This is a genomic window from Winogradskyella rapida, from assembly GCF_042675845.1.
Classification (GTDB): domain Bacteria; phylum Bacteroidota; class Bacteroidia; order Flavobacteriales; family Flavobacteriaceae; genus Winogradskyella; species Winogradskyella rapida.
Genome location: NZ_JBHTKM010000001.1, coordinates 1 through 26,957 on the forward strand (window position 1 = coordinate 1; position 26,957 = coordinate 26,957).

General features: G+C 35.5%; 26 protein-coding genes and 3 tRNA genes. 17 read left to right on the plus strand and 12 right to left on the minus strand.

Features of this window, described 5'->3' with window-relative positions:
• The first annotated feature begins 690 nt into the window (after window positions 1-690).
• From thrS to ACFQ13_RS00025, 5 genes are all read left to right on the plus strand, one after another.
• Window positions 691-2,631 (plus strand): threonine--tRNA ligase, encoded by a 1,941-nt coding sequence (gene thrS, locus ACFQ13_RS00005; protein WP_386113066.1) that lies wholly within the window; start codon window positions 691-693, stop codon window positions 2,629-2,631.
• A gap of 33 nt (window positions 2,632-2,664) precedes the next feature.
• Window positions 2,665-3,213 (plus strand): translation initiation factor IF-3, encoded by a 549-nt coding sequence (gene infC, locus ACFQ13_RS00010; RefSeq protein ID WP_114309711.1) that lies wholly within the window; start codon window positions 2,665-2,667, stop codon window positions 3,211-3,213.
• A gap of 123 nt (window positions 3,214-3,336) precedes the next feature.
• Window positions 3,337-3,534, plus strand: coding sequence for a 50S ribosomal protein L35 (gene rpmI, locus ACFQ13_RS00015; RefSeq protein WP_114309712.1), 198 nt, complete (start codon window positions 3,337-3,339; stop codon window positions 3,532-3,534).
• Window positions 3,535-3,637: 103 nt separating this feature from the next.
• Window positions 3,638-3,982, plus strand: a complete 345-nt coding sequence (gene rplT / locus ACFQ13_RS00020; RefSeq protein ID WP_114309713.1) for a 50S ribosomal protein L20 — start codon at window positions 3,638-3,640, stop codon at window positions 3,980-3,982.
• A 120-nt stretch (window positions 3,983-4,102) separates the two neighbouring features.
• The gene (locus tag ACFQ13_RS00025) at window positions 4,103-4,906 is read left to right on the plus strand and encodes an HAD family hydrolase (RefSeq protein ID WP_386113067.1); all 804 of its coding nucleotides are present in this window, start codon (window positions 4,103-4,105) and stop codon (window positions 4,904-4,906) included.
• Here the strand turns inward: ACFQ13_RS00025 and ACFQ13_RS00030 are convergent.
• The 10 genes from ACFQ13_RS00030 to tgt all read right to left on the minus strand — a co-directional run bounded on the left by ACFQ13_RS00030 (window position 4,880) and on the right by tgt (window position 16,500).
• Entirely contained in the window at window positions 4,880-5,302 is a 423-nt protein-coding gene (locus ACFQ13_RS00030) for a secondary thiamine-phosphate synthase enzyme YjbQ (RefSeq protein ID WP_386113391.1), read from the minus strand. The genes ACFQ13_RS00025 and ACFQ13_RS00030 overlap by 27 nt on opposite strands.
• 502 nt (window positions 5,303-5,804) lie before the next feature.
• On the minus strand, window positions 5,805-6,473 hold the full coding sequence (locus tag ACFQ13_RS00035) for a LytR/AlgR family response regulator transcription factor (RefSeq protein WP_386113068.1): 669 nt from the start codon (window positions 6,471-6,473) through the stop codon (window positions 5,805-5,807).
• Entirely contained in the window at window positions 6,463-8,166 is a 1,704-nt protein-coding gene (locus ACFQ13_RS00040; protein ID WP_386113069.1) for a tetratricopeptide repeat-containing sensor histidine kinase, read from the minus strand. Before ACFQ13_RS00040 ends, ACFQ13_RS00035 begins: the two co-directional genes overlap by 11 nt.
• 1 nt (window position 8,167) lies before the next feature.
• On the minus strand, window positions 8,168-9,352 hold the full coding sequence (locus ACFQ13_RS00045) for an asparagine synthetase B (RefSeq protein WP_386113393.1): 1,185 nt from the start codon (window positions 9,350-9,352) through the stop codon (window positions 8,168-8,170).
• A gap of 180 nt (window positions 9,353-9,532) precedes the next feature.
• Window positions 9,533-10,567: an AI-2E family transporter gene (locus tag ACFQ13_RS00050; RefSeq protein ID WP_386113070.1), complete on the minus strand. Its 1,035-nt coding sequence runs from the start codon at window positions 10,565-10,567 to the stop codon at window positions 9,533-9,535.
• Between the two features lie 70 nt (window positions 10,568-10,637).
• On the minus strand, window positions 10,638-12,170 hold the full coding sequence (dnaB, locus tag ACFQ13_RS00055) for a replicative DNA helicase (RefSeq protein WP_114309718.1): 1,533 nt from the start codon (window positions 12,168-12,170) through the stop codon (window positions 10,638-10,640).
• 171 nt (window positions 12,171-12,341) lie between these two features.
• Window positions 12,342-13,295, minus strand: coding sequence for an acetyl-CoA carboxylase carboxyltransferase subunit alpha (locus ACFQ13_RS00060; protein WP_114309719.1), 954 nt, complete (start codon window positions 13,293-13,295; stop codon window positions 12,342-12,344).
• A gap of 58 nt (window positions 13,296-13,353) precedes the next feature.
• A complete protein-coding gene (locus ACFQ13_RS00065) occupies window positions 13,354-14,262 on the minus strand; it encodes a DMT family transporter (RefSeq protein ID WP_386113071.1) in 909 nt (302 codons plus the stop codon).
• Window positions 14,249-15,271, minus strand: coding sequence for an LptF/LptG family permease (locus tag ACFQ13_RS00070; protein WP_245935425.1), 1,023 nt, complete (start codon window positions 15,269-15,271; stop codon window positions 14,249-14,251). The genes ACFQ13_RS00065 and ACFQ13_RS00070 overlap by 14 nt, the downstream gene beginning before the upstream one ends.
• 98 nt (window positions 15,272-15,369) lie before the next feature.
• Window positions 15,370-16,500, minus strand: coding sequence for a tRNA guanosine(34) transglycosylase Tgt (gene tgt / locus ACFQ13_RS00075; RefSeq protein ID WP_114309722.1), 1,131 nt, complete (start codon window positions 16,498-16,500; stop codon window positions 15,370-15,372).
• A 328-nt stretch (window positions 16,501-16,828) separates the two neighbouring features.
• On the opposite strand from tgt, the gene ACFQ13_RS00080 reads away from it, so the two are divergent.
• The 3 genes from ACFQ13_RS00080 (at window position 16,829) to ACFQ13_RS00090 (ending at window position 19,328) form a co-directional block, all read left to right on the plus strand.
• Complete coding sequence (locus ACFQ13_RS00080; RefSeq protein ID WP_386113072.1) at window positions 16,829-17,674, plus strand: transketolase; 846 nt, start codon at window positions 16,829-16,831, stop codon at window positions 17,672-17,674.
• Window positions 17,675-17,717: 43 nt separating this feature from the next.
• Window positions 17,718-18,671, plus strand: coding sequence for a transketolase family protein (locus ACFQ13_RS00085; protein WP_114309724.1), 954 nt, complete (start codon window positions 17,718-17,720; stop codon window positions 18,669-18,671).
• 81 nt (window positions 18,672-18,752) lie between these two features.
• Entirely contained in the window at window positions 18,753-19,328 is a 576-nt protein-coding gene (locus tag ACFQ13_RS00090) for an outer membrane beta-barrel protein (protein ID WP_449361592.1), read from the plus strand.
• 291 nt (window positions 19,329-19,619) lie between these two features.
• Here ACFQ13_RS00090 and ACFQ13_RS00095 read toward each other — a convergent pair whose 3' ends face one another.
• On the minus strand, window positions 19,620-20,669 hold the full coding sequence (locus ACFQ13_RS00095; protein ID WP_386113074.1) for an FKBP-type peptidyl-prolyl cis-trans isomerase: 1,050 nt from the start codon (window positions 20,667-20,669) through the stop codon (window positions 19,620-19,622).
• Between the two features lie 133 nt (window positions 20,670-20,802).
• Between ACFQ13_RS00095 and ACFQ13_RS00100 the strand changes: the two genes are divergently transcribed.
• Genes ACFQ13_RS00100 through ACFQ13_RS00110 form a run of 3 tightly spaced genes read left to right on the plus strand, consistent with a single transcriptional unit; the run spans window position 20,803 to window position 22,293 of the window.
• Entirely contained in the window at window positions 20,803-21,177 is a 375-nt protein-coding gene (locus tag ACFQ13_RS00100) for an RNA-binding S4 domain-containing protein (RefSeq protein WP_114309727.1), read from the plus strand.
• Window positions 21,178-21,202: 25 nt separating this feature from the next.
• On the plus strand, window positions 21,203-21,790 hold the full coding sequence (locus ACFQ13_RS00105; RefSeq protein ID WP_386113075.1) for a methyltransferase domain-containing protein: 588 nt from the start codon (window positions 21,203-21,205) through the stop codon (window positions 21,788-21,790).
• A complete protein-coding gene (locus ACFQ13_RS00110; protein ID WP_114309729.1) occupies window positions 21,790-22,293 on the plus strand; it encodes a phosphoribosyltransferase family protein in 504 nt (167 codons plus the stop codon). Before ACFQ13_RS00105 ends, ACFQ13_RS00110 begins: the two co-directional genes overlap by 1 nt.
• On the opposite strand, the gene ACFQ13_RS00115 is transcribed toward ACFQ13_RS00110, so the two are convergent.
• Window positions 22,285-22,806 (minus strand): shikimate kinase, encoded by a 522-nt coding sequence (locus ACFQ13_RS00115; RefSeq protein WP_114309730.1) that lies wholly within the window; start codon window positions 22,804-22,806, stop codon window positions 22,285-22,287. The genes ACFQ13_RS00110 and ACFQ13_RS00115 overlap by 9 nt on opposite strands.
• Before the next feature lie 128 nt (window positions 22,807-22,934).
• On the opposite strand from ACFQ13_RS00115, the gene ACFQ13_RS00120 reads away from it, so the two are divergent.
• From ACFQ13_RS00120 to ACFQ13_RS00145, 6 genes are all read left to right on the plus strand, one after another.
• Window positions 22,935-23,007: transfer RNA gene (locus tag ACFQ13_RS00120), tRNA-Lys, on the plus strand.
• Window positions 23,008-23,152: 145 nt separating this feature from the next.
• Window positions 23,153-23,225, plus strand: a tRNA-Lys gene (locus ACFQ13_RS00125).
• A 58-nt stretch (window positions 23,226-23,283) separates the two neighbouring features.
• Window positions 23,284-23,370, plus strand: a tRNA-Leu gene (locus tag ACFQ13_RS00130).
• Window positions 23,371-23,714: 344 nt separating this feature from the next.
• Complete coding sequence (locus ACFQ13_RS00135) at window positions 23,715-24,614, plus strand: MerR family transcriptional regulator (RefSeq protein ID WP_386113076.1); 900 nt, start codon at window positions 23,715-23,717, stop codon at window positions 24,612-24,614.
• Between the two features lie 5 nt (window positions 24,615-24,619).
• Window positions 24,620-26,080: a phytoene desaturase family protein gene (locus ACFQ13_RS00140; RefSeq protein WP_386113077.1), complete on the plus strand. Its 1,461-nt coding sequence runs from the start codon at window positions 24,620-24,622 to the stop codon at window positions 26,078-26,080.
• A gap of 20 nt (window positions 26,081-26,100) precedes the next feature.
• Window positions 26,101-26,940 (plus strand): phytoene/squalene synthase family protein, encoded by an 840-nt coding sequence (locus ACFQ13_RS00145; RefSeq protein ID WP_386113078.1) that lies wholly within the window; start codon window positions 26,101-26,103, stop codon window positions 26,938-26,940.
• The last annotated feature ends 17 nt before the right edge of the window (window positions 26,941-26,957 follow it).

A 26,957-nucleotide genomic window follows, 5' to 3' on the forward strand; every position in this document is an offset into this window, starting at 1 on the left:
GATTTATTCTCTTGTTTTTAATTAACCGTTTCCAGTTAATTTTTACGCTGTCAATTCAATATGTTAATGAACTTAATTTCTTTACTTGTGCTTAACATTGTTTTGTTAAGCGGGTGCAAATATATAACCCTTTTTTCATTCCCACAACTTTAATTTGAAAAAGTTTTTTAAGCCCTTTTCTAACTAAAATTATCTGACAATGAACGTGCGAAACTTGACTTGATGTCTTTATTTCGGGCTGCAAATATAGAACCCTTTTCTAAACCCACAACATCCCTGAGCGTTTTATTTTATTTTTTATTTTAACCCTTTAATAACCCGTATTTTAACACTCCTAAAATCTTCGGCTTCTGCTTGCAGCACTGTTTTTTTTATCGATTTTACTACGAAAAAGATGGTTTAACCTGCTCATCCTTTATTTGAATGGCCTTGCATTAGTGGTAGAAGCGGCATCCTTTTTTTTATGAGCCCACTTAACCTTCTTTACATACCTTATATATATAGGCAAACCCACACCCTCCCCTAAGCTTTAAGTAAAAAAAAGATATAGCGGATGACGCGGCCCTTTTGCTGCTGAAAAGCAAAAGGGCAATGCCCTAATAAAAGCTTAACATATTTAATAGAAACTTCACTTTGTCTATTCCTTATATAGGTCTATCTTTGTAAGCTAAATTTTATACAAAAAATATAATGATACAAATTACTCTACCAGATGGTTCGGTTAGATCTTTTGAAAAAGATGTGACTCCTTATGAAGTGGCTGTAGACATTAGTGCCGGATTTGCACGTAATGTTATTTCAGCAAAATTCAACGATACAGTTGTTGAAACCACCACTCCATTAACCACGGACGGTAGTCTTACGCTATATACCTTTAAAGATGCTGCTGGAAAAAAGGCGTTTTGGCATTCTTCTGCGCACGTGTTAGCCCAAGCTTTAGAGGAACTTTATCCTAATGTAAAATTATGGGTTGGACCTGCTATAGATAATGGTTTTTATTATGATGTTGATTTAGGTGAAGGCACTATCTCTGAAAAGGACTTTAAGGCTATTGAGTCTAAAATGATAGAAATTGCTCGCGGTAAGCACGATTTTAAAATGCGCGAGGTTTCTAAAGCGGATGCCCTTGCTTATTATAAGGATAAGAATGACTATAAGGTAGATTTAATTGAAAATCTTGAGGATGGTACCATTAGTTTCTGCGACCATTCTTCATTCACTGATTTATGTCGTGGTGGACACATCCCTAACACCGGGATTATTAAAGCGGTTAAAATTTTAAGCGTTGCCGGTGCTTATTATAAAGGAGATGAGAATAACAAGCAATTAACCCGTGTTTACGGAATTTCGTTTCCGAAACAAAAGGAGTTAACGGAATACCTTCAACTTTTAGAAGAAGCTAAGAAGCGTGACCACCGAAAATTAGGAAAGGAACTTGAATTGTTTACCTTTTCTAAGAAGGTAGGACAAGGTTTACCACTATGGTTGCCAAAAGGTGCGGCTTTACGTGAGCGTTTAGAAAACTTTTTAAAAGCGGCACAGAAAAAAGCAGGTTATGAAATGGTGGCCACACCGCATATTGGAAGTAAGGAGTTATACGTCACTTCTGGACACTATGCGAAATATGGGGAAGACAGTTTCCAGCCTATTACCACACCTGCTGAAGGCGAAGAGTTCTTATTAAAACCTATGAACTGTCCGCATCACTGTGAAATATATAATAGCAAGCCTTTTTCTTATAAAGAATTACCAAAGCGTTTTGCAGAATTTGGTACGGTTTACAGATATGAGCAAAGTGGAGAATTACATGGTTTAACACGTGTAAGAGGATTTACTCAAGATGACGCCCATATTTTCTGTACTCCTGATCAATTAGATGAAGAGTTTAAAGCTGTTATTGATTTGGTTCTTTATGTCTTTGGATCTTTAGGATTTGAAGATTTTACGGCACAGGTATCTTTAAGAGACCCTGAAAAGCCAGAGAAATATATTGGTAGTGATGAGAATTGGGAAAAAGCAGAGCAAGCGATTTTAAATGCTGCCATAGCTAAAGATTTAAATTATGTTGTAGAAACAGGTGAAGCTGCTTTTTACGGTCCTAAATTAGATTTTATGGTTAAGGATGCCTTAGGACGTCAGTGGCAATTAGGAACTATACAGGTGGATTACAACTTACCTGAGCGTTTTGATTTAACGTATAAAGGTAGTGATAATGAGATGCACCGCCCAGTTATGATCCATAGAGCACCATTTGGAAGTATGGAACGTTTTATCGCTATTTTATTAGAACATACAGGCGGAGATTTCCCATTATGGTTGATGCCAGAGCAGGTTATTATCCTTTCTGTAAGTGAGAAATATGAAAAATACGCTAAAAAAGTTTTAAATGTGCTAGAAAATGACGAAATTCGCGCCCTCACAGACAACAGAAATGAAACTGTAGGTAAGAAAATACGTGAAGCTGAATTACAAAAGTTTCCGTATATGATCATTGTCGGTGAGCAGGAAGCAAATGATAATACGATAACTGTGCGTCAAAGAGGAGGTGAAGACCTTGGCACGATTACTGTAGAAGAGTTTGCAACAATAGTAAAAGATAAGATTAAAAAAAGTTTAAAAACTTTTAATTAATATAAGTTTAATTTAAATACAGAAGCCATAGCAATACGTAGAAACAGAAAGAATTTTACAAGACGTGTATCTCAAGAAGATAAACACCGTATAAATTCTAAGATCAGATCTGAAGAAGTAAGATTAGTCGGAGATAATGTTGAAATAGGAGTTTATCCCGTTAAAAAAGCGTTGTCCATAGCCGATGAACAAGGTTTAGATCTCGTAGAGATTTCGCCAAATGCGAACCCTCCTGTTTGTAAAGTTATGGATTATAAAAAATTCCTTTACGAACAGAAGAAACGAGAAAAAACGTTAAAATCTAAAGCAACCAAAGTGGTTGTTAAAGAAATTCGTTTTGGTCCTCAAACCGATGACCACGATTACGAGTTCAAGAAGAAACATGCTGAAAAATTCTTAAAAGACGGAGCAAAGTTAAAAGCCTTTGTATTCTTTAAGGGACGATCTATCGTCTTTAAAGAGCAGGGTCAAATTTTATTATTAAAATTAGCTCAAGATCTTGAAGAATTTGGAAAGGTAGAACAACTACCAAAGCTTGAAGGTAAGCGAATGATTATGTTCATCGCACCAAAGAAAAAATAGTCTCAGGGCTATTAAAACAACACTTTTCTAAAGTCGTTGTATTTTTAAAATGTAAAGAATATCCTTGCCTTTGGCATAGGTGTATTAAGATAATAAGCGAAACGAAATTAAATAGAGGAGAAAATGCCTAAAATGAAAACTAAATCGAGTGCTAAGAAACGTTTCAAACTAACTGGCACTGGTAAAATAAAAAGAAAGCACGCTTTTAAGAGTCACATTTTGACAAAAAAATCTAAAAAGCGTAAGCTAGCGTTAACTCATGATACAGTAGTACATAAGGCTGACGAAAAGAATGTTAAAATCATGTTACGTATTAAGTAATATTTTTTTAACCGGTTAGAATAAATTATAAACCCTGGAGTTAGGCAAAACCATTTAGCAAGTGTCTTAATAGACCGCCTACTACAAAACAAAATTAAAAGAAATGCCAAGATCAGTAAATTCAGTAGCAAAGAGAGCCCGAAGAAAAAAGGTTCTTAAGCAAGCAAAAGGTTACTTTGGAAGACGTAAAAACGTTTGGACAGTAGCTAAAAACGCGGTTGACAAAGCGATGCAATATTCGTACAGAGACCGTAGAAATAAAAAGAGAACATTCCGTTCGTTATGGATTATGCGTATTAACGCAGGTGCAAGACAACATGGAATGAGCTATTCAAAATTTATGGGAGGATTAAAAGCTAACAATATCGACTTGAACCGTAAAGTTCTTGCTGATTTAGCAATGAATCACCCAGAAGCTTTTGAAGCTATCATTAACAAAGTTAAGTAAGGCTTTTAGCCAAATTAATAACATCATTTCGCTTATAAAATCCGGTTCATTTATTTGAATCGGATTTTTTATTTCTATACATTTAAAAGCCTTAACCCACAAGCCCTAAAAAAGACTGATATGAAAGACATAAAAATGGTGGTCACCGATATGGATGGCACCTTACTGAACTCTAAGCACGAAGTTAGCCCACGTTTTTTTGAAGCGTTTAAACAGTTACAACAGCAGAACATTCGTTTTGTTGCGGCAAGCGGTAGACCTTATTATAGTATCGTAGACAAGCTAAAGACCATAAAGCATGATATTACGGTTGTTGCTGAAAACGGCGGTTTAGTTATAGAAGATGACGTTGTTTTATTAGCTAACGCCCTTGATAGAGACCGTGTATTGGAGCTCTATACTAATGTGACAAAAATCCCTGATACCTACCCTATTTTTTGCACTAAGGATCAAGCTTATATTTTAAGAGCTTCTGATGAGATGGTGACTATTTTTTCTGAATATTATTCAAAATACACCCTTATAGATCATTTTGATGAGATTGATGCTGATGTGATTAAAATTGCGCTCTACCATACCGTTAATTCTGAAGCGCATATCTATCCCTTAGTCAAGTATTTAAAACCAGAATTAAACGTTGTGGTTTCTGGTAACCATTGGGTGGATATTTCTGAAGCTATTACCAATAAAGGCAATGCCATTACTTTGCTCCAAAAACAATACAATATAAGTCCTGAGCAAACCATGGCTTTTGGTGATTATAATAACGATTTAGAACTTTTACAATGTGCTGCCTACAGTTATGCGATGGAAAATGCACACCCAGATGTTAAACGTGTTGCAAAGTATGAAACCAAAACGAATGATGCCTATGGTGTTGAAGTCATTTTAGAGCAATTAATTTCCGAAAGCGGTAAGCACTAAAGATCTGCCACCGGCTTTATTTCTATGCTCGCAAAGGTAAATGCCTTGCCAAGTCCCTAAGTTAAGCTGGCCATTAGTAATCGGAATTTGTACAGAGCTTCCCATTAAGGAGGCTTTTATATGAGCAGGCATATCATCAGAACCTTCATATGTATGCCGGTAATAAGGCTGATTTTCTGGAACCATTACGTTTAAGTGACTTTCAAAATCTAATCTTACTGTGGCATCTGCATTTTCGTTAATCGTTAAACTGGCTGATGTATGCTTGATAAACACATTTAATTGTCCCACTTGTATGTTCTTAATTTCCGGAAATAATTGTGTTATTTCTGAAGTAATTAAATGAAAACCTCTTGGATAGGCTTTTAACTGTATTTCTTTTTGAATGCACTGCATCATTATTCTTATGGTTTAGTCATCAATAACCGTAGTGACGGTTTTCCTTTTAAATTCGGTATTTTCTTATTTGAAGGTTTTAAGGCTAGCTCTCTAAATTTTCCATCCTAATCATTTGCTGTCCTTCTCCTCTATTTAATATTTTCAGGGAAAATTACAGACTATTGTCGTCTATGTTTCCCCTAAAAGATCGATGTGAATATAAGGATATCTGCGTAAAAAGTAGGTATAAAAAAAGAGATCGCATATCTGCGATCTCTTTATAATGATTAAAAACCCTACTTCTTAATCATCCCTTTCGAAATTTCCCCAAACCTCGAATAATATTGTATTGTTATATGCTATGCGTTTTATACTGGTCTACCCCATTTGAGACCATTTTCATCCGTAATTCTCTAATTATAAGAATCATGAACTATAAACACAAGCCTACCAAAAGTACAATTAAATTTAAAAATAGCCTATTATAAGGTTTGAAATACAAGATTTTGTATGCGAATGACTATTTAAAATGACTTGCGTAGGTTCTTGAAAGTGGTATTTCAAAATTATTAATACAAACCGATGATGCAGTAACACGTCCTACCTTATTTCGGTTCACCAAATAAGACCGATGTGTTTTTACAAATAACTCAGAAGGTAGTTTTTCAGCTATAGTATTTAAAGATTGTCTTATGGTATATTTATCCGTTTCTGTATGAATGTCGATATAATTTCCGTCGGCTACCACATAATTAATAACGTCATAAGGAATGTTAAGCGTATCGTGACCATCTTTTACTTGTAAGGTTTGCACTTGCTTTTTTATAAGCGCTAAATTAATAGAAGCCAGTAGATCTACTTGCTTAATAGGCTTGGTAAGGTAGGCATGTGGATTTGTCTTTAGCGCCTTGGTCATTAAAGCCACATCGCTTTGTCCTGTTAAAAATATAACCATCGCTTCCTTATTTTTCCGTTTAGAAAGTTCAATACCCGAGTTCTCCCCTTCTAAATTAATATCCATTAATATAATATGAGGTAAGAATAAGGACATTTCAATTTGTGCCATTTCTTTATCATGGGTAATTTTCACATGCGTATAACCTTCTTCTGCTAGAATTTCAGAAATATGTTCAGCAATGAGCACTTCATCTTCTACAATTAAAATTTTTATATCTTTTTTAGGATGCATCGTTGATCTCTTTTACGAACGAAAATTTAAACCCTTCTCGAGTTTCAACTTTATATTCTAGTTTTAATTGTCGGCATAACTTGTCAATCAGTTTCAATTTTAAAGTTTTTCCTAATACCTTCTTTCCGTTATCCGTGTATGTAAAGTACAAGGTATTTAATTTTTGTTCTAAATGAAACACAATACGGTTTTCGTTTTGTCCTTCAAAAGCATGCTTTATAGAATTAATAAATAGTTCTGTAAGCAATAAGCCGTAATACATGGCATCATTAGTCGGAAGAATTAAAGGTTCTACTTTAAATTGTAGTTCAATATTATTTTCATCAAAAATTTCAGAAAAACTAAGCTTTACATCACGAAGATAATTGGCGATTTCAATTTTTTCCTTGTCTTCATTTTGATGCAAATGCTGATGTAAGGTAGAAATGGTCTCTACTTTAGACAACACATTTTTAAGTAATAAACTATTGTGTTCTGTGGCTTGTTTTAATTGATCTGATATTAAAATAATGACCAATTGTAAATTGTTATTTATACGATGATTGGCCTCACTTAATAAAAATTCATTTTGCTGTGATAGAAATTGCAGTTTTGTATTATCGCGTTTTGCTTTTTTGAAATAAAACGCGGTTAAAAACGCCATTATTGCCGTACTAAATAACAAACTAGAACTAATGACCAAGCGCGTTTTATTTGTTGCTAGTTCTTTATTTTTACTCGATAATTCTAAGGTATTGCTCAGGAGCTGGTTTTCTCTTTCTGTGGATTTATATTTTTCCTCTAGTTCAAACAAAAACTTATTATGTTCTAATTCATAATACCGTTCCGTAAGCTTTAATCTTGTTTTTAAATATTGAAGCGCCTTATCAGTTTGCCCTAACTTCTCGTAAGTGTTTCTGATATTATCGGTAATAATAATTTCGCCATACAATAATTTATTCTTCTTAGCATAAGCTAAAGCCGTTAAGGATTGGTCTAATCCTTTTTTATACTGTTTGGCTTTTATGAGAATTCTGGTGTAATTAATATAAGCATCAACCTTATTTTGAACCAGGTTATTTTCATTAGCATAAGTAATAAGATCTTCTAAAAAGATAATTGCCTTATCATATTCTCTTAATTCTTCATAAACGCTAGACATTTCTAATGTGGCATAGAAAATACCGTTGGCGTCATTAAGCTCTTTTGAGAGTTGCAATGACTTTTCAGCATAGAAAAACGTAGAATCTGGCTGAAAATAATACTCCGTAAACAAAGCAGCTTTTCTCCCGTAAAATTTGGCTAGATAGCGTTTGTCAATGGTATTGGATGCTTTTAGCGCTTCTGCTTTTTTAAGATGATTGGCAGCTTCTGAAAATAAAGTCCGTTTTCTATAGAACTCAGCGATTTTTACATGATAATAGAACTCTAGATTCTTATTTTCACTTTTTTTCATTTCAGCTTGGGCCAAAGTATAATACTCTTGCGCCTTCTGATAATTAAGTTTTAATTTATAAACCTCTGCTAAACCAATAAACAAATGCATTCTTAGGTTATGCGCTTCTGAAACTTCAATATGCGCATTATAAAACGTTATGGCTTCCTCTAGTTTATTTTGCTCAAGTAATTTGAGCCCCATATCTACAATGGGATCGTCTTGAGAAAAGGACCATTGACCAACGACCAAACAAAGCCATAAGAATATATACTTCATATTAGGTCTTCTGCTTTTTCTTTTTTGCCGCAGGAAATAACACATTATTCAAAATTAAGCGATATCCTGGCGAGGTAGGATGTAAATCTAATTCCGTTTTAGGATCTCCCACTTTATGGGTATAATCCTCTGGATCGTGACCGCCATAAAAGGTAAAAAATCCTTTTCCTTTAATACCGTGGATGTATTTGGCTTCTCCATTGGTTCTGTTTTCACCCATAACCAAAACATTTGATTTGATAAGCGCTCTAGAAAAAGAAGTCGTTTGCCCCATAAAGCCTTTCACTAACGCGGTATGGTTTTGCGTTAACATAGTAGGAATAGGATCCCATTTTGCAGAATATTCCATTAAGGAGAAATAATCTGTCATTTTCGGAATATGGCGTTTGTTGGTCATATCTATAGAAGAAAACTCATACACATTAGGATTACGTTCTAATATATAATCTTTAAAGGCGAAAGTTTTGGTATAATCTATTTTAGTTTGATAGCCGGGATCACTACCATCACCATCAAACATAGGTTCGCAGATGTCTACACCTTCTGCGGATAAAGCGATATCAAAACTATCGGTCGCTGAGCACATGGCAAACATAAATCCGCCACCAACAACATAATCTCTTATTTTTAAGGAGACCGCTAATTTCTCTTCAGAAACTTTGGCATAGCCTAATTTCTGCGCTAAAGCTTCAGCATTCTTTTTTTCCTCTATATACCAAGCCGCCGCACGGTAATTCTTATAAAACTTACCATATTGCCCTGTAAAATCTTCATGATGTAAATGCAACCAATCGTACAGCAGTAATTCGTCATTTAAAACGGCCTCATCATAAATGGTTTCATAAGGAATCTCTGCGTAAGATAATACCATGGTTACGGCATCATCCCAAGGCTTAGTTCCGCTTGGTGTATAAACAGCAATTTTAGGAGCTTTTTCTAAAACAATAGCATCTTGATTTACCGCAGGGCTTGCAATATCTTGTAATATTTGAGCTGCCTTAGCATCGGAAATCACTTCAAAAGACACCCCTCTAATTTGGCATTCGCGTTGAATAATTTCGGCGTCGGGTAAGAGAAAAGCGCCACCTCTATAATTCAGCAGCCATTTTACTTTTAACTCACGTTCTAAGGTCCAATAGGTAACTCCGTAAGCTTTTAAGTGGTTTTCTTGTGTTTCTGCATCCATCGGAATAAGAATGTAAGACGCATAGGTCTTCATGCTTAAAACGAGGACAAAACATAAAAGGACAATTTTCTTCAAGTTCATAATTTTATGAACCGAATATAATTAATTTTTAGGCGTTAAGGCCTGAATTTATTATTCTTTTAAGACCCAAGCCGCTTCTAAATGACAGATTGCTAGCTTTTAATTTAATTCGGTTTCGTTGCCAGAGAGCAAACTTGCAATGAGTTTAGTCCCTTCAAATTGCTCTAAAATAATCTTCACAAACACGGTAATAGGAATGGCCATTATTAAGCCTGGAATTCCCCATAAGAAGCCCCAGAACATCAGCATTACTAAAACTGCGATGATGTTTATAGAGAACGATTTTCCCATAAAAACAGGTTCTAAAATAGCACCAAACGTTACTTGTACCATAGATATCGCTACAATAAAGAAGAACAACGTACTTGTTGGATCGAGCTCTACAAAGGCGAAAATAGACAACATAATTACAGAAATAAACGAACCTACCATTTGCACAAAATTTATCGTAAAGGCAAATAACCCCCAAAAGATTGGGAAGCTCACATCAAAGAACACACACATTAGTCCTGTAAAAACCCCTGTTAAAGCACTAACTAAAACTTTAACCTTGATAAATTTTATAAGATCTTTTTCAATCTTCATAAAGGTTTTAACCGAGGTATGCTTTCGTTTTAAGATGGTGTTGTTCAGTAATTTATGGACATTAATAGACTCTGCAAGCCATAAGACGACGAAGAAGACCGTCATTAATAAGCCTGTTAGAAAAGAGTTTAAAAATCCTAAGGTAGAGCCGAGATTTTCCTTTTGAAAGAATTGCCCAAGGAGGCCATGCTCTTGCTCTACAACGATTCCGAAATTATCGAACAAATAGACTTTAAGGTCTGCTATTTTTACTTCAGCTTTCATTAGAAACTCTGTATTATTCGCCAGAATTTGCTTACTTGAAAGTTGCACCAACTCTACCCCAATTTTAAGGCCTATAGTTACCAAAAGCAATACGATAATAATACTGACTACTTTAGGTACATTTCTACGCCCCAACCATCGCATTAAGGGTAAAAACAATAAAGCTATAAACATTGAAAAGATCAATGGAATAAAAATAAAAGACAAGATCTTAAGTAAGTAAAATACTAAAGGAACTGTAATAATTAACAACAAAATGTTTGTTGTACGTCTTTGTTCTAACATGAGGCATATTTGTTTTAACTACAAAGTTCAAAGATAAGTTAAATACAGATTTCATTTCTATAAAATCCCTTTAAAAAGGAACTCCATCATCTTCGGGTCCATCAAAAGCATCAGAAGGTGAAGGAAACTTATCTGGAGTAAAGGTATTCTCAGTTCCGGATTCGTTCATTTTAGAATGAAATTCACCAAATGGCGTGTCAAAATCATCCAAATTCTCAAATTTACCGAGGTGTCCAACGAATTTAAGTCTAATATTTTCTAGTCCACCATTTCTGTGTTTCGCAACAATAAACTCCCCTTGACCTTCGGTTGGAGAACGCTCTTCGTCATCCCACTCGTCAATTTTATAGTATTCGGGTCTATAGATAAACGACACGATATCGGCATCTTGCTCAATCGCTCCAGATTCACGTAAATCTGATAGTAAAGGACGCTTACTACCTCCACGCGTTTCAACAGCACGAGATAACTGTGATAAGGCAATTACTGGTACACTTAATTCTTTTGCTAAAGCCTTAAGGTTACGCGAAATCATCGATATTTCTTGTTCACGATTTCCACCTTTCTGACTTCCTCCTGCGGTCATTAATTGCAAATAATCAATCATGATCATTTTAATGCCGTATTGCGAGGCTAAACGTCTGGCTTTCGCTCTTAAATCGAAAATAGAAAGTGATGGTGTATCATCAATATATAATGGGGCATTTTCTAATGCCTTCACTTTAACATTAAGTTGCTCCCACTCATGTTTCTCTAACTTCCCTGTTCTTAATTTCTCTGAAGACAAGGTTGTTTCACTAGAAATAAGACGGGTAATTAACTGTACAGAGGACATCTCTAAAGAGAAAAAGGCTACCGGAATATTACTATCTACGGCCATGTTACGGGCCATTGTTAGTGTAATTGCCGTTTTACCCATACCAGGACGAGCTGCAACAATAATTAAATCACTAGGTTGCCAACCCGAGGTAAGCTCATCGAGCTTATCAAACCCGGTAGGAATACCACTCATCCCCTCTTTATTAGACATTTCTTCAATCTTCTTTTTAGCTTGAATTACCAAACTTTGAGCCGATTCTGTAGATTTCTTTACGTTACCTTGGGTGACTTCATAAAGCTTTGCTTCCGCAGTATCTAAGAGATCAAAAACGTCTTTTGTTTCATCGTAAGCTTCTTCAATAATTTCGTTTGAAATTTTAATTAAACTACGCTGAATGAATTTCTGAAGAATAATACGCGCATGAAATTCTATATGGGCAGAAGATGATACACGTTGTGTTAACGAGATCAAATAAAAATCACCTCCAGAAGCTTCTAACTTCTGATCTTTTTTTAATTGACTCGATACGGTAAGTAAATCGATAGGTTCACTATTTTCAAACAACTTGAAAATAGCTTCGAAGATGTATTTATGTGCTTCTTTATAGAAGGCTTCAGGGCTTAAAATATCGATAACTTCATCAACCCCTTTTTTATCAATCATCATGGCACCTAAAACAACCTCCTCTAAATCAGTTGCCTGTGGTGGTATTTTTCCTTTTTCTAAATTGATAATGGTGCCTTTATCAACTTTATAGCCTTGTACTGGATTGGGTTGTTTCATAAGTGACAAAAGTAGTTAAATACTACTGACCAAGTGCAGATAATCGGATACTGATTTCAACAAATCGTCAACAATCTAACTGTTAATAACTCTTTTTTATTGTTAATAGTGCCAAAAAAAACCGAAGCTTTAACTTCAGTTTTTCAGGTAATTGCAATGTTTATGGTGGTTTTAATCCTTGTAAACTCCCATATCATCATACTTGGCCATACGTTGACTTACTAAGTCTGCTGGCTCTAAAACTTTTAATTCGTCGTAAGCTTTAACGATAGCATTTTTTACCGCAGAAAATGTTTTATCTCTATCGGTATGTGCTCCACCAAGTGGTTCTTTAATAATCGCATCCACAAGCTTCATACGCTTCATATCCTTAGCGGTTAACTTAAGGGCTTCAGCGGCTTGCTCTTTATACTCCCAACTTCTCCATAATATTGAAGAACAAGATTCTGGTGAAATTACCGAATACCATGTGTTTTCTAACATCATTACACGATCTCCAACACCAATACCTAAAGCACCTCCTGAAGCACCTTCACCAATAATAATGGTAATAATAGGAACTTTTAAGCGTGCCATTTCTAAGATATTTCTAGCAATAGCTTCTCCTTGACCACGTTCTTCAGCTTCTAATCCTGGATAAGCACCCGGAGTGTCAATTAAAGTCACCACAGGAATTCCAAATTTTTCAGCCGATTTCATTAAACGTAAAGCTTTACGGTAACCTTCTGGATTAGACATCCCGAAGTTACGGTACTGTCTTGTTTTGGTATTGAAACCTTTTTGCTGTCCGATAAACATATAAGATTGATCACCGATTTTACCCAGTCCACCAATCATAGCCTTATCATCTTTTACATTACGATCACCATGTAACTCTAACCATGTGTCACCACATAGCGCTTTAATATGATCTAAGGTATAAGGTCTATTGGGATGACGAGACAGCTGAACACGTTGCCAAGCCGTCAAGTTCTTATAAATTTCTTTCTTAGTTTCAGCGAGCTTTTTTTCAATTTGTTTACAGGTTTCAGTAACATCGACTTCACTTTCTTTTCCTATAATCTCACACTTATCTAGCTGCTGCTCTAGTTCTTTTATGGGTAATTCAAACTCTAAGTATTCCATACAATTTGAAATTAGTTTTTCTCTTTAGTTAGTATTTCAGGGTACAAATATAAAAACTTTAATCGGGAATACGTTCGGTTTTAGTTCTTCGTCTCTTATAGTTTTTAAAAATCGCATCAAATAAAACCGTAACCAAAACAAGCACAGCGCCTAGATAAAATTGTGGAGACATTTTTTCGGTCTCCGGAAAAAGCATCAGAGCAAAGGCAATGCTATAAACCGGCTCTAAATTATAGCTGATAATCACCGTAAATGGGCTTATATATCGCATAACATGTACCGAACCTATAAACGCATAGGCGGTACAGATGGAAGCGAGAATAAAAAGGTAGATCCAATCGGCCGTTGAAAGGTTAAAAAAGGCCGCATTAAACTGTTTCCCCGATACTAATATAAATAGCGTAAGGAAGGCTACCCCACTAACAAACTCATAAAACGAAATTACAGAAGCGCTATGTTTTTCTATAAACCGACCATTAATCACCGCGAATAAGGTGGATAACAAGGCCGAAATTAAGCCCAGAACAATACCATTAACATAGCCCATTTGGCTACTCGTAATTAAGAAGACCCCAATAATAACTATTATTCCGAAGATAATTTCCGAAGCAAAAACGCGTCGTTTAAAAAATATAGGCTCTATAAAAGAGGCAAAAAATGCCCCTGACGAAAACATTGCTAACGCTATAGAGACGTTAGACTGGTTTATGGCTTCAAAAAAAGTAATCCAATGCAGAGCTATAATCACCCCCGCTACTGAAAACTGTAAAAATGTTTTCTTAGAAATTTTAAGATTTACGCCAACAATTTTAATGTAGACAAACATTAAAATACCGGCCATTACCATCCTAAACCACACTAATTCTATGGCACCAATGGTAATAAGTTCGCCTAATATTGCCGTAAAACCAGCAATTAAAACGAGAACATGAAGCTGAAGGTAGTGTTTTAGCTTAGCGTTTGGCATTTTGCAGCAGATATATGGCTAAGATACCAAAGATTACATTAGGAAACCATACCGCCACCATTGCTGGAAAATTAGACTGTTCCGCCATAACACCAAAGACCTTATCAAAAAATACATAAATCATGGCAATCGCAATACCAAAGGCCAGGTTTACCCCCATCCCTCCACGACGTTTAACCGAAGATACAGCAACAGCGATAATGGTTAGGATAAATATAGAAACAGGTAAACTCCATTTCTTTAATTTAACCACTTCATACCGTCCAATATTAGGAGAACCTCTACGTTTTTCAGCTGCAATAAACTTTAAAAGCTCACCGTAAGATTTGGTTTCTGCGGCATATTCCACAGGTGTTAAATCTTCAAGTTCAAAAGGAAATTGCATGAGTTGGTTGGTGTGTTTTTCTACCGTTTCTATTCCATTATTAAAGCTACGCTTTAAATACGTGGTAAGCCTATAAGCTGAATCTTTTTCAATATAACGAATTCTATCGGCAAAGATCTTGTACTTCAACTCATTTCCTTCAAAATGCTCGTAAGTAAAGTTTAGGCCCGATTTATTTTTAGGAATAAAATTACTGACATAAATGTAATCGTTATCATTAATTTGCTGATAGACATCCCTGGTCTGCTGTACCGATTTATTCTTCTTGAGATATTTGAATTTAAATTCGTTAAATCCCTGACTGGCAATCGGTGCCAAATACATTCCTAAAAACATAGCAAAGAGCGCTACAACGGTAGCTCCTATCATATAAGGTCTTAAAAATCTTGAAAAAGAAACCCCTGAACTTAAAAAGGCGACGATCTCTGTATTATTCGCCAATTTTGAGGTAAACCAAATTACGGAAAGGAACAAGAATAAAGGAAATAACAAATTCGCGAAATACACCGTAAAATCGAGATAATAGAATGCCACTTCTGAGAACGGCACGTTATTTTCTAGCATTTTCCCTACTTTCTCGGCTAAATCTACCGTTATTCCAATAGGAACAAACAGCAGTAACATCATTAGAAATGTAAATAAATACCGTTTAATTATGTACCAATCAAGTATTTTCAAGGTCTTGCGTTGTTATTAATTTGTGAGTGTATTACGAATTGGGATTATAGCCTATTATCCATTTGCTTTACCATCTTATCTTTCCATTCTCTAAAGTCACCAGCAATAATGTGCTTTCTCGCTTCTCGCGTTAACCAAAGGTAAAAACCTAAATTATGAATGGTAGCAATTTGCTTCCCTAACAATTCATTTACGGTAAATAAGTGTCTTAAATAGGCTTTACTATACTCTGTATCTACAAAGGTAATTCCCATTTCATCAATCGGTGAAAAGTCGTTAGCCCATTTTAAATTCTTAATATTTATAGACCCATGTGCTGTAAATAACATTCCATTTCTCGCATTACGCGTTGGCATTACACAATCAAACATATCGACACCTAAAGCTATATTTTCTAAAATATTGATCGGTGTTCCCACTCCCATTAAGTAACGCGGTTTGTCTTCCGGTAAAATGCTACATACCACATCGGTCATGGCGTACATTTCCTCCGCTGGCTCTCCTACAGAAAGTCCTCCAATAGCATTTCCTTCAGCACCTGCATTGGCAATATATTCTGCCGATTGTTTTCTTAAGTCTTTATACGTACTCCCTTGAACAATAGGAAAAAAGGTTTGTTCATAATCATAAGTAAACGGAGTCTTTTTTAAATGCGTTAAACAACGTTCTAGCCAACGATGCGTCATGTGCATAGAGCGTTTGGCATAGTTATAATCACATGGATAAGGTGTACATTCATCAAAAGCCATAATGATATCGGCCCCAATACTTCGTTGTACTTCCATGACATTTTCGGGTGTAAACACATGGTAACTCCCATCAATATGCGACTTAAACTTTACCCCTTCCTCTTTAATTTTACGGTTAGAGGATAAGGAATAAACCTGATACCCACCAGAATCGGTTAAAATATTACGATCCCAGTTCATAAATTTATGCAACCCTCCCGCTTGTTCTAAAATTGGCGTTTGAGGTCTAAGATAGAGATGGTAGGTATTCCCTAAAATAATATCGGGATTAATATCGTTTTTTAATTCGCGTTGGTGCACCCCTTTTACGGAGGCTACAGTACCAACAGGCATAAAAATTGGGGTTTCTATCTTACCGTGATCTGTGGTGATTACTCCGGCTCTGGCCTTAGATTGCTTATCTTGTGCTACTCTTTGAAATTTCATGTATTGTTTACTTATTATTTTTCAGAGGACACAAGTCGGTTGTAATTAATCATCGCTAATTTCAGCCTCCTCATTTCATGAATTGTAAGTGAGACGGCAAATATAAATAACTCTGTAAGATTCCCTCTTAAATTAGTTTTAAAAAAATATATCCTCAGTGTTTTCCCGCGATATTTTGAATTTTTTCAAGCAAAATCCCTACCAAAAATTAGAAATAAGAAAATATTGTTAGCAAATCTTGCAATTCGTTAATAAGTGCCTTACTCCAATCTTTGAATAAGTCCCTTTTAAAAGCTATTTTTGCAGCACAAAACTTAAGCAACATAACATGCCAAACATTAAAGAATTAAACGATTTAACAACCCAAGTTCGTAGAGATATTTTACGAATGGTACACAAGGTCAATTCTGGTCACCCAGGAGGATCATTAGGCTGTGCCGAATTTTTTGTTTCACTTTACAACGACATTTTAGAAACCAAAGATGGTTTTGATATGGATGGTATTGGTGAAGATTTATTTTTCTTATCTAACGGTCATATCTCTCCTGTTTATTACAGTGTTTTAGCTAGAGCAGGATATTTCCCTGTTGAAGAACTTAACACGTTTAGACTTATAGACTCGCGTTTACAAGGTCACCCAACGACACACGAAGGTTTACCAGGAATCCGTATTGCTTCAGGATCATTAGGTCAAGGAATGTCTGTAGCGATTGGTGCTGCACAAGCTAAGAAGTTAAACAATGACGATCATTTAGTTTATAGTCTTCATGGTGATGGTGAATTACAAGAAGGGCAAAACTGGGAAGCTATTATGTATGCTTCAGCAAAAAAAGTAGACAACCTTATTTCTACAATTGATTTAAACCAGCAGCAGATTGATGGTTCTACAGATGATGTATTACCAATGGGAAGTCTTAAAGCTAAATTTGAAGCTTTTGGATGGACGGTTTTAGAAATTGAAGAAGGTAACAATGTGGAAGCTGTCTTAAAAGGAATGAAAGACGCTAAAGCCTTAACCGGACAAGGGAAACCTGTTTGTGTATTATTACATACGGTAATGGGTCATGGTGTTGATTTTATGATGCATACGCACGCTTGGCATGGTAAAGCTCCAAATGATGAGCAACTTGAAAACGGTTTAGCTCAAAATCCTGAAACATTAGGAGATTACTAAATAAAGTCTAATTAAACAGATACCCATTTTTATGGGCATTATTATGAAAACATATACATACACAGAAAAAAAAGATACAAGAAGTGGATTTGGTGCTGGATTAGCAGAATTAGGAAGAACAAATCCTAATGTGGTTGCGCTTTGTGCCGATTTAATTGGATCTTTAAAAATGGATGAATTCATTAAGGAGAATCCTGAGCGTTTTTTCCAAATTGGAATTGCAGAAGCAAACATGATGGGAATTGCAGCCGGATTAACCATTGGTGGTAAGATTCCATTTACTGGAACCTTTGCTAACTTTTCTACCGGACGAGTTTACGATCAAATTCGTCAATCTATCGCTTACTCTGGTAAAAATGTAAAAGTTTGTGCTTCGCATGCCGGAATTACTTTAGGTGAAGATGGAGCTACACACCAGATTTTAGAAGATATCGGATTAATGAAAATGTTACCAGGAATGGTGGTTATTAATCCTTGTGATTACAACCAAACCAAAGCTGCTACCATGGCTATTGCTGAATATGACGGTCCTGTATATTTAAGATTTGGACGTCCAGCAGTTCCTGTTTTCACTCCTGCAGATCAAAAGTTTGAAATTGGTAAAGCGGTTCAGTTTACTGAAGGAACAGATGTTACTATTGTAGCTACAGGTCACTTAGTATGGGAAGCTTTAGAAGCATCAAAAGCTTTAAACGAAGCTGGTATTTCTGCTGAAGTTATCAACATACACACCATTAAGCCTTTAGATGATAAAGCCATTTTAGATTCTGTTGCAAAAACCGGATGTATTGTTACTGCTGAAGAGCACAACTACCTTGGTGGTCTTGGAGAGAGTGTTGCAAGAGTACTTGCTGAGCACCGTCCGACGCCTCAAGAATTTGTTGCGACTAAAGATACGTTTGGTGAGTCTGGTACTCCTGCTCAATTAATGGACAAGTACGGATTAAACAGTGCAGCCATCCAAAAGGCCGTTAAAAAAGTTATCGCTAGAAAATAATTTTCATTTGGCATCGTTTTTGAAAGTAGGTGCTTAATCTTAAAAAAAACGAACATTATGAGTTATTTAAAAAAAGTAGTTATGGCCAGTGCATTTTTCGCATTGGTAGGGTTTTCAGCCTCGGCACAAAATAGCAATTCATTTGGACTTCGAGGAGGATTAAACTATAGTGCTAACGGTGATTATTTTGAATCTGCTAGTTCTAATGCTAAGAACCCAGATCGTAATATTGGTTATCACATTGGTGTGTTTGGTAAAATAGGAAATGAGTTTTTCTTAAAACCTGAATTGGTCTACACAACCACCAAGAGTGATTATAGTGATGCTGAATTTTCGGTTCAGAAAATTGATGCTCCAATATTATTTGGTGTTCAAGTTCTTGGTCCTTTGAATGTTTTTGCTGGCCCTTCTTTTCAGTATATTTTAGATACCGAGTTTGATGGTATTGAAATTAATAATGTTGAAGAAGATTTTACCGTAGGCTTAAACTTTGGTGTAGGTCTTAGCTTTGATAATATTGGTATTGACCTTCGTTACGAACGTGGTTTTAATGAAAATGAAGCCACATTTATTGACACCAATTTAGGATCTGCTTCTGTAAGTCGTATAGACACCAGACCCGACCAATTAATTCTAAGTTTATCTATCGCTCTATAAGCGCTGTAGAATAACTGTTATATATAAAAAGCCACTCCTTTTCGGAGTGGCTTTTTCTTGTTATAAGTTTGCGCCTAGCACTACCCTACTTAAGTTAATATGTCCATCGCTAAGGGTCCTATTCAACCTTTGGTACTCCTCTTTAAAGACCTTACCCTACACCTATTATCTCCTCTTCATCTATAGTTGAAACACAGCCGTTAATATGGCTCCTATTATGCACTAAAAAAAAGGAAGCCTCGCTGTTTTAGCGAGGCTTCCTTTTTTATTCATTTGAATATTTCTTTAGACTTAGTTGTTATAATCTACAGCAATATCAGCATCAAGATAATCTGGAAGTCCATCGTTGTTAGAATCGATTAAAACTACCGTATTAAGCGTTATTACACCATCTTCTTCAAATCTACCACTTACATATTCGTTATCAGCTAACATTGGTTCTACTTCACCTTCATTTGTATTAATGGTATAGCTGTTTTGTGAAATTTCATCTATGGTTAAAACTTCATCACCATCATCATCAATATCCACAAAATCAGGAAATCCATTTTCATCCGTATCGTTATCTGTTACATCAAGATCATCGTTTAAATCTTCTAAATACGACGGCACACCATCTTCGTCATGATCTTCAATTTCAAACTTTAGCAATTCAAACTTAAACATTAAATTATCGTAAGACGAGCCTGTGTTCGTTCCTGAAAAATAAGCCAATCCAGAAGGCACAAACATGATTCCCAATCCAGGGTTCATAAAGTTTACATTTCCATTACCATCAATACTATAGTTTGTTGAAGCACTAAATGTTGGCATCACCAATTGCCATGCTTCTATAACTGTAGAGGTTGTTCCGTTGGTTTGTAAATTGAAAAACGCAGGAATTGGAGACGAATCAAACGGCTCAAGTTCCCCTTGTAACGCATCGTTTATAGAGATTCCTTCATATCTTACACTAATAACATCCGTAAAATAAGGCGACTCACCGTCTCCTTGGTACAGGTTAAGAACGTAATACTCATAGTCTACATCTAAATACGTTGCATTTCTAGTTTCTACGGCATCCATTAATAAGGTATGACCTTCTGGTACGGTTTCGCCATCTAGCAATTCGTCAATAACAATATCCGTATATTTATAATCTGTTCCTGTTTCAAAGAAGCTTGAATTGTAATAATGAGAAGATAAATAAGTCACTAAAGAGTCATTATCTTTTATTTGTTGTTCTGTTCTATCTTCTTCAACAAAAGGTTCTACATCATTATCGTCATCATCATTACAAGAAACCATCACGGATAACAACGCGATAAATACAAGACTAAATTTTAAAGTTTTAATTGTCATAGAAAATTATATTACCTGTTTCAACCACCACAGTTGAGCTAGGATGTTCATTATTGCTTAATTTTAATGCGCAAGATACAATAATATAATATTTTTGCACTACTAGATTAATGTAGTTTTTAGAAGACAAGATATGCGAATTGATAAATATTTATGGTGTGTGCGTTATTACAAAACCCGCAGTATTGCTACGAAAGCCTGTAAAAAAGGGCAAGTAAAAGTCAATGGAGCGGCAGTAAAACCCTCTAGAGAAGTTTTCCCTACGGATAAAATAGAACTCCGAAAAGACCAAATTATCTATCAACTTACTGTAAACGACTTACCGCCTAACCGTGTAGGCGCCAAACTTGTGGATTTGTACCGTGTAGACACAACGCCGAAATCGGCTTTTGAGGCTCAAGAACTCTTAAAATACAGTAAGGATTACTACAGAAAGAAAGGAACCGGAAGGCCGACTAAGAAAGACCGTCGTGATATTGATGATTTCCGTGACGATAGCGAAGAATAGCCCTTATCCTTAAGACTTAAAACTGATGAATACCTTAGACAAAAGCTATTGGCAAAACCGTTATATTAAGAATGAAATGGGCTGGAACATTGGCGCTCCATCAAGGCCATTACAAACTTATATTAACCAGCTTACGGATAAAACAATAAAAATTCTTATTCCCGGAGCGGGGCGTGCGTATGAAGCTGAATATTTGTGGCAGCAAGGATTTAAACATGTTTATGTGCTTGATTTTGCCTCCAAAGCCTTAGATCATTTTAAGGCTCGTGTTCCCGATTTTCCTGAATCGCAAATCATCATTCAAGATTTCTTTACTCTTAAGGATCAGTTTGATCTTATTTTAGAACAAACCTTTTTTTGTGCCCTTGCACCACATCTAAGACCCCACTACGTGCAACAAATGCATCGGCTCTTAAAGCCCGAAGGACAATTAGTAGGATTGCTTTTTAATTTTGAATTAACGCAAGTTGGACCTCCTTTTGGAGGCGACTTAGAGACTTACCAAGCTTTATTTACCCCCTTTTTTAAAATAAAAACTTTAGAACCTGCAATTAATTCCATAAAAGAAAGACAAGGTAAAGAACTGTTTTTTATCTTTGAAAAAAAGAGTTAATGGCACTTACAAAGAATACAATTTTAAGTCAGAAAGAGATTGAGCACAAAATTAAACGTATTGCTTATCAAATTTACGAAAGTAACGTTGACGAAACTGAGCTTATCATCGCTGGAATAGAAAGTAATGGCTATCTATTAGCGAAAAAAATAAAAACCACTTTAGACGAGATCTCTACTATAGAATCGACTTTGTGTAAGGTGAAAATTAATAAAACAGAGCCTACAGCCCCTATTAGCACTTCAATACCAGCTGCAGATTACACTAACAAATCTATAGTTCTTGTAGATGATGTCTTAAACTCTGGAAGTACTTTAATCTATGGTATTAAACACTTTTTAGATGTGCCTCTAAAACAGTTTAAAACTGCCGTATTGGTAAACCGAAACCATAAGAAATACCCGGTTAAAGCCGATTTTAAAGGTATTTCACTTTCAACCTCTTTATATGAGCACGTCCATGTTAATTTATCTAAGCAACCTTACGAGGCCTATTTAGATTAATTGGGTTTCTATAGCTTCAATAATTTCTTGAGGCGTCTTATGATCTGTCACTAGCACATGATCTGCTTCACTATAATAGGCAGAACGCTCAAATAAGTGTTTGCCTATAAACTCTGTTAGGTCTTCTTTAGTTTGAAGATGACTTATTAAGGGTCTATGATCTTTCTCTTTAGATAAACGTGTTACCAAATTAGGGATGCTCAGTTTTAAATAAAAACTTTTCACGTTATCACTTTCTGTTATTATAGACATATTATTACCATAACACGGTGTTCCTCCTCCAAGAGCGAGCACCGTATCTTCTTCAGCATTAAGAATAGCTTTTAAATGCGTCATCTCTTTTTTTCTAAAGTAAATTTCTCCTTTAGTTTTAAAAATTTCCGATACCGAGGCCGATTCTTGCTCCGAAATATAGTCGTCAAGATCTAAAAAACGGTAAGACAAGGATTTAGCCAATGCTTTACCAATTGTGGATTTTCCGGAGCCCATATATCCTATTAAAACTAAAATCATAATGCTTATAAATTGATTATTAAACTGATAGGTTTTCGAACAACAAAAAAACAAAAAAAAATTAAAAAAAGTGTTGTTAAATCGAAGAAAGCTTATATATTTGCACCCTCGTTAGAAAAAACGATAACGACCAGTTAGCTCAGTTGGCAGAGCATCTCCCTTTTAAGGAGAGGGTCCTGGGTTCGAGCCCCAGACTGGTCACTGAAAATGTAAAGTATAAAAGCTTTCATTTTGACATAAATTGCCAACAAGAAAAGACATCAAAAAAAAATAAAAATTTTCTAGATTCTCTTCTTGTAATTTAAAAAAAGAGGGTATATTTGCACCCTCATTAAAAAAACATAATGACCAGTTAGCTCAGTTGGCAGAGCATCTCCCTTTTAAGGAGAGGGTCCTGGGTTCGAGCCCCAGACTGGTCACAGAGAAAAAAGTTAAGCAAACCGCTTAACTTTTTTTATATTTACCTCATAGTTATTTGCGCACGTGGCGGAATTGGTAGACGCGTCAGCTTGAGGGGTTGATGGACATTAGTCCGTGGAAGTTCGAGTCTTCTCGTGCGCACCATATAAATCCTTGTTATCCTTTATAGAAAAGGCTTTCAAGGATTTTTTTTGTCCCTTAGTAATACTTCCTGAAACGCGCACACTATCTCAACCTCTCCTAGTTTAATCATTCGCCTTTAATTTTTAAAAAGTGCTTTGTAGAAGTTAAACCAATACGCATTTGAGTCTATCATACACAAGGCTCCTTATCCTTTTACCATCACGCTTAACACTATCACTAGCATTGCATACCGCTTCGGAATTGGGGTTGTTTTACTTTTCTTACACTTTTTTCTATATTTTTTGTTAATTTCAAGCTTCATATAAGTTTAAACACTATTTTTGTTTAAACATTTTTCCGAAAAAATGAACAATATTAAAAGTAGGTTCAGCATAAAGGACCTAGAAAATCTTACAGGTATCAAAGCCCACACCATTAGAATATGGGAAAAACGATACAACCTCCTTGAACCTAAACGCACAGATACGAATATTAGGTATTATGACCTAGCTAACTTTCAAAAGTTACTCAACGTAAGTTACCTTAATAATAATGGTTTTAAAATTTCAAAAATTGCAACCATTGATGCGCAAGAGATTCCGAAGTTAGTAAGAGAACATGCCAGTGAAGCCAATTCAGATAGCCACGCTATTAACGCATTTAAATTAGCGATGCTCAATTTTGACCAAAGCTTGTTTTACACCACTTATGATGCGCTGCTCTCAGAAAAATCATTTGAAACCATATTCTATAATATTTTCATTCCTTTATTACAGGACGTAGGTTTCTTATGGCAAACCGATACCATCACTCCGGCGCACGAGCACTTTATTTCCATTCTTATCCGTCAGAAGATTTTAATTAATATTGAAAAAATTCAAGCCAATCAACAATTAAAGCCATTAAAGACCTTTGTTTTATTCCTTCCGGATAACGAAATACACGATTTAGGCTTAACCTTTATCCATCATGAAGTGACCAGTCATGGGCATCGTTCAATCTATTTAGGACAGAGTGTACCCTTAGATAATTTACTGGCCTTACAGAATTACTATGATGATATCACCTTTATTTCTTATTTTACAGTGAAGCCAGAACAAGATAAAGTTTTGGGCTATATCAATGAATTTGAATCGCTGTTATTAGATAAGCCTAATACCAATTTTTGGGTTTTAGGAAATAGACTTAATGCTATTGACCCGGATCAATTACCTGAAGGCATTACTACTTTTAAAACTATCAAATCGCTTACTAACGCCCTATAATTACAATGCATAAAACTATCTCTATTATCGGTTCTGGCTTTTCTGCACTATCAGCCTCCTGTTATTTAGCTAAAGCAGGACATAAGGTCTCTGTGTATGAAAAAAACGCAACCGTTGGCGGTAGAGCACGACAAATTGTAAAAGAAGGTTTCACTTTTGATATTGGTCCCAGTTGGTACTGGATGCCCGATATATTTGATAAATTTTTCAGTGATTTCGGAAAAGCTACTAGCGACTATTACCAATTAGACAAATTGAGTCCGGCCTATAAAATTTTCTTTTCAGATGATGTGATTACCATAGGAGATCATATGGATCAAATTTGTGAAGAGTTTGAACGTATTGAAGCCGGAAGCTCTAAGCCCTTGCGTCGCTTTATTGCCAAAGCACAAGATAATTACAATATTGCCATTAATAAAATAGTTTTAAAACCAGGGCTTTCGCCATTAGAACTTGTCACTAAAGATACCATTACAAGGTTAGATCAGTTTTATAAGACTATTAGTTCTGAAGTGCGTAAAAATTTTAAAAATCCTAAACTGATTTCTACCTTAGAATTTCCGGTTTTGTTTTTAGGCGCTAAACCGAACCAAACTCCGTCCTTTTATAGTTTTATGAATTTTGCCGATTTTGGTTTAGGAACTTGGCATCCTAAAGGCGGTATGTATGAAATTGTTAAGGCTATAAAAACCTTAGCCGAAAGTTTAGGCGTTACTATCTATACCGATAGTAATGTTGAAAAAATTACGGTTGAAAATAACAAAGCGGTAAGTATCACGGTGAATAATCAAATCATTCATTCTGATGTCATCTTAAGTGGTGCGGACTACCACCATAGCGAAACTCTTTTAGACCAAAAGTACCGACAATATAGCGAAGCTTATTGGGAGAGCCGTACGTTTGCGCCGTCTTCCCTCCTCTTTTATGTTGGGATTAAAAAGAAGCTAAAAAACGTAGAACACCACAATTTATTCTTCGATACTAATTTCGAAAATCATGCTGAAGAGATTTATGATGACCCAAAATGGCCTAAAAATCCATTATTTTATGTTAACTTTCCTTCAGTTACCGACGCGAGCATGGCACCTCAAGGCTGTGAGACTGGTTTTTTCTTAATTCCAATTGCCCCTGGCTTAGAAGATACCCCAGCTTTAAGAGCGCAATATTTCGATTTAATTATGGATCGTTTTGAAGCACGAACGGGTCAAAATTTAAAAGACCACATTCAATTTCAAGTCTCGTATTGCGTCAATGATTTTATTGAAGATTACAATTCTTATAAAGGTAATGCTTATGGCATGGCCAACAGCCTAATGCAAACTGCCTTTTTAAGACCTAAATTAAAAAGTAAGAAAGTAAATGGATTATATTTTACAGGACAACTTACAGTTCCTGGTCCCGGCGTTCCTCCGGCTTTAATTTCAGGTAAGCTCGTTGCTGAACTGATACAACAAAATGAAGTTTAACAATTAAGACATCTGAACCTATGAAATCAATTTTTGACACCGTTTCTAAGACCTGCAGCCAAGTTGTGACAAATGCTTACAGTACGTCATTCTCCTTAGCGACCAAAATGCTCTCAAAAAATATAAGACAGGACATCTATAATATTTATGGTTTTGTACGGTTTGCTGATGAAATTGTAGATTCTTTTCATGATTATGATAAAGAAACGCTTTTTAATCGATTTGAAAACGATCTTGAAGCCGCATTAGAAGATAAGATTAGTTTAAATCCGATATTGAACGCCTTTCAAGAAACCTATCATAATTATGGGATTGACAAACACTATGTAGAAGCTTTTATGCACAGTATGCGTCTAGACCTTCATAAAAAAGATTACTTAACGGATGCTGAATATAAAACCTACATTTACGGATCTGCAGATGTTGTAGGCCTCATGTGCTTAAAGGTTTTTGTAAAAGGAGATCAGGCTAAGTTTGATGAATTAAAGGACTCTGCTATGAGTTTAGGTTCTGCTTTTCAAAAGGTGAATTTCTTGCGCGATTTAAAAGCCGATTTTGAAGATTTAAGTCGAACGTATTTTCCAAATACCGATTTAAATCAGTTAGATGAAGCTTCAAAAAAAGCGATTATCACAGAAATTGAAGCGGATTTTGCTAAAGGATTACAAGGAATTAGGAAATTACCTTTAGAAGCGAAGTTTGGCGTGTTTATGGCGTATCGTTATTACAGTAAGCTGCTAGAAAAACTAAAGAATACCCCGGCCTTACAGATTAAGTCAACTCGAATAAGAGTTCCTAATTATAGAAAAATAGAATTACTCACAAGAAGTTATGTTAAGTACCAACTTAATTTACTTTAAACCTAGTTAACACTTAT

Bases quoted from the DNA above. Each gene is read 5' to 3' on its own strand.
- thrS (WP_386113066.1), top strand. From the start codon at position 691: ATGATACAAATTACTCTACCAGATGGTTCGGTTAGATCTTTTGAAAAA.
- rpmI (WP_114309712.1), top strand. From the start codon at position 3,337: ATGCCTAAAATGAAAACTAAATCGAGTGCTAAGAAACGTTTCAAACTA.
- rplT (WP_114309713.1), top strand. From the start codon at position 3,638: ATGCCAAGATCAGTAAATTCAGTAGCAAAGAGAGCCCGAAGAAAAAAG.
- ACFQ13_RS00025 (WP_386113067.1), top strand. From the start codon at position 4,103: ATGAAAGACATAAAAATGGTGGTCACCGATATGGATGGCACCTTACTG.
- ACFQ13_RS00030 (WP_386113391.1), bottom strand. From the start codon at position 5,302: ATGCAGTGCATTCAAAAAGAAATACAGTTAAAAGCCTATCCAAGAGGT.
- ACFQ13_RS00035 (WP_386113068.1), bottom strand. From the start codon at position 6,473: ATGCATCCTAAAAAAGATATAAAAATTTTAATTGTAGAAGATGAAGTG.
- ACFQ13_RS00040 (WP_386113069.1), bottom strand. From the start codon at position 8,166: ATGAAGTATATATTCTTATGGCTTTGTTTGGTCGTTGGTCAATGGTCC.
- ACFQ13_RS00045 (WP_386113393.1), bottom strand. From the start codon at position 9,352: ATGGATGCAGAAACACAAGAAAACCACTTAAAAGCTTACGGAGTTACC.
- ACFQ13_RS00050 (WP_386113070.1), bottom strand. From the start codon at position 10,567: ATGTTAGAACAAAGACGTACAACAAACATTTTGTTGTTAATTATTACA.
- dnaB (WP_114309718.1), bottom strand. From the start codon at position 12,170: ATGAAACAACCCAATCCAGTACAAGGCTATAAAGTTGATAAAGGCACC.
- ACFQ13_RS00060 (WP_114309719.1), bottom strand. From the start codon at position 13,295: ATGGAATACTTAGAGTTTGAATTACCCATAAAAGAACTAGAGCAGCAG.
- ACFQ13_RS00065 (WP_386113071.1), bottom strand. From the start codon at position 14,262: ATGCCAAACGCTAAGCTAAAACACTACCTTCAGCTTCATGTTCTCGTT.
- ACFQ13_RS00070 (WP_245935425.1), bottom strand. From the start codon at position 15,271: ATGTTACTGCTGTTTGTTCCTATTGGAATAACGGTAGATTTAGCCGAG.
- tgt (WP_114309722.1), bottom strand. From the start codon at position 16,500: ATGAAATTTCAAAGAGTAGCACAAGATAAGCAATCTAAGGCCAGAGCC.
- ACFQ13_RS00080 (WP_386113072.1), top strand. From the start codon at position 16,829: ATGCCAAACATTAAAGAATTAAACGATTTAACAACCCAAGTTCGTAGA.
- ACFQ13_RS00085 (WP_114309724.1), top strand. From the start codon at position 17,718: ATGAAAACATATACATACACAGAAAAAAAAGATACAAGAAGTGGATTT.
- ACFQ13_RS00090 (WP_449361592.1), top strand. From the start codon at position 18,753: ATGGCCAGTGCATTTTTCGCATTGGTAGGGTTTTCAGCCTCGGCACAA.
- ACFQ13_RS00095 (WP_386113074.1), bottom strand. From the start codon at position 20,669: ATGACAATTAAAACTTTAAAATTTAGTCTTGTATTTATCGCGTTGTTA.
- ACFQ13_RS00100 (WP_114309727.1), top strand. From the start codon at position 20,803: ATGCGAATTGATAAATATTTATGGTGTGTGCGTTATTACAAAACCCGC.
- ACFQ13_RS00105 (WP_386113075.1), top strand. From the start codon at position 21,203: ATGAATACCTTAGACAAAAGCTATTGGCAAAACCGTTATATTAAGAAT.
- ACFQ13_RS00110 (WP_114309729.1), top strand. From the start codon at position 21,790: ATGGCACTTACAAAGAATACAATTTTAAGTCAGAAAGAGATTGAGCAC.
- ACFQ13_RS00115 (WP_114309730.1), bottom strand. From the start codon at position 22,806: ATGATTTTAGTTTTAATAGGATATATGGGCTCCGGAAAATCCACAATT.
- ACFQ13_RS00135 (WP_386113076.1), top strand. From the start codon at position 23,715: ATGAACAATATTAAAAGTAGGTTCAGCATAAAGGACCTAGAAAATCTT.
- ACFQ13_RS00140 (WP_386113077.1), top strand. From the start codon at position 24,620: ATGCATAAAACTATCTCTATTATCGGTTCTGGCTTTTCTGCACTATCA.
- ACFQ13_RS00145 (WP_386113078.1), top strand. From the start codon at position 26,101: ATGAAATCAATTTTTGACACCGTTTCTAAGACCTGCAGCCAAGTTGTG.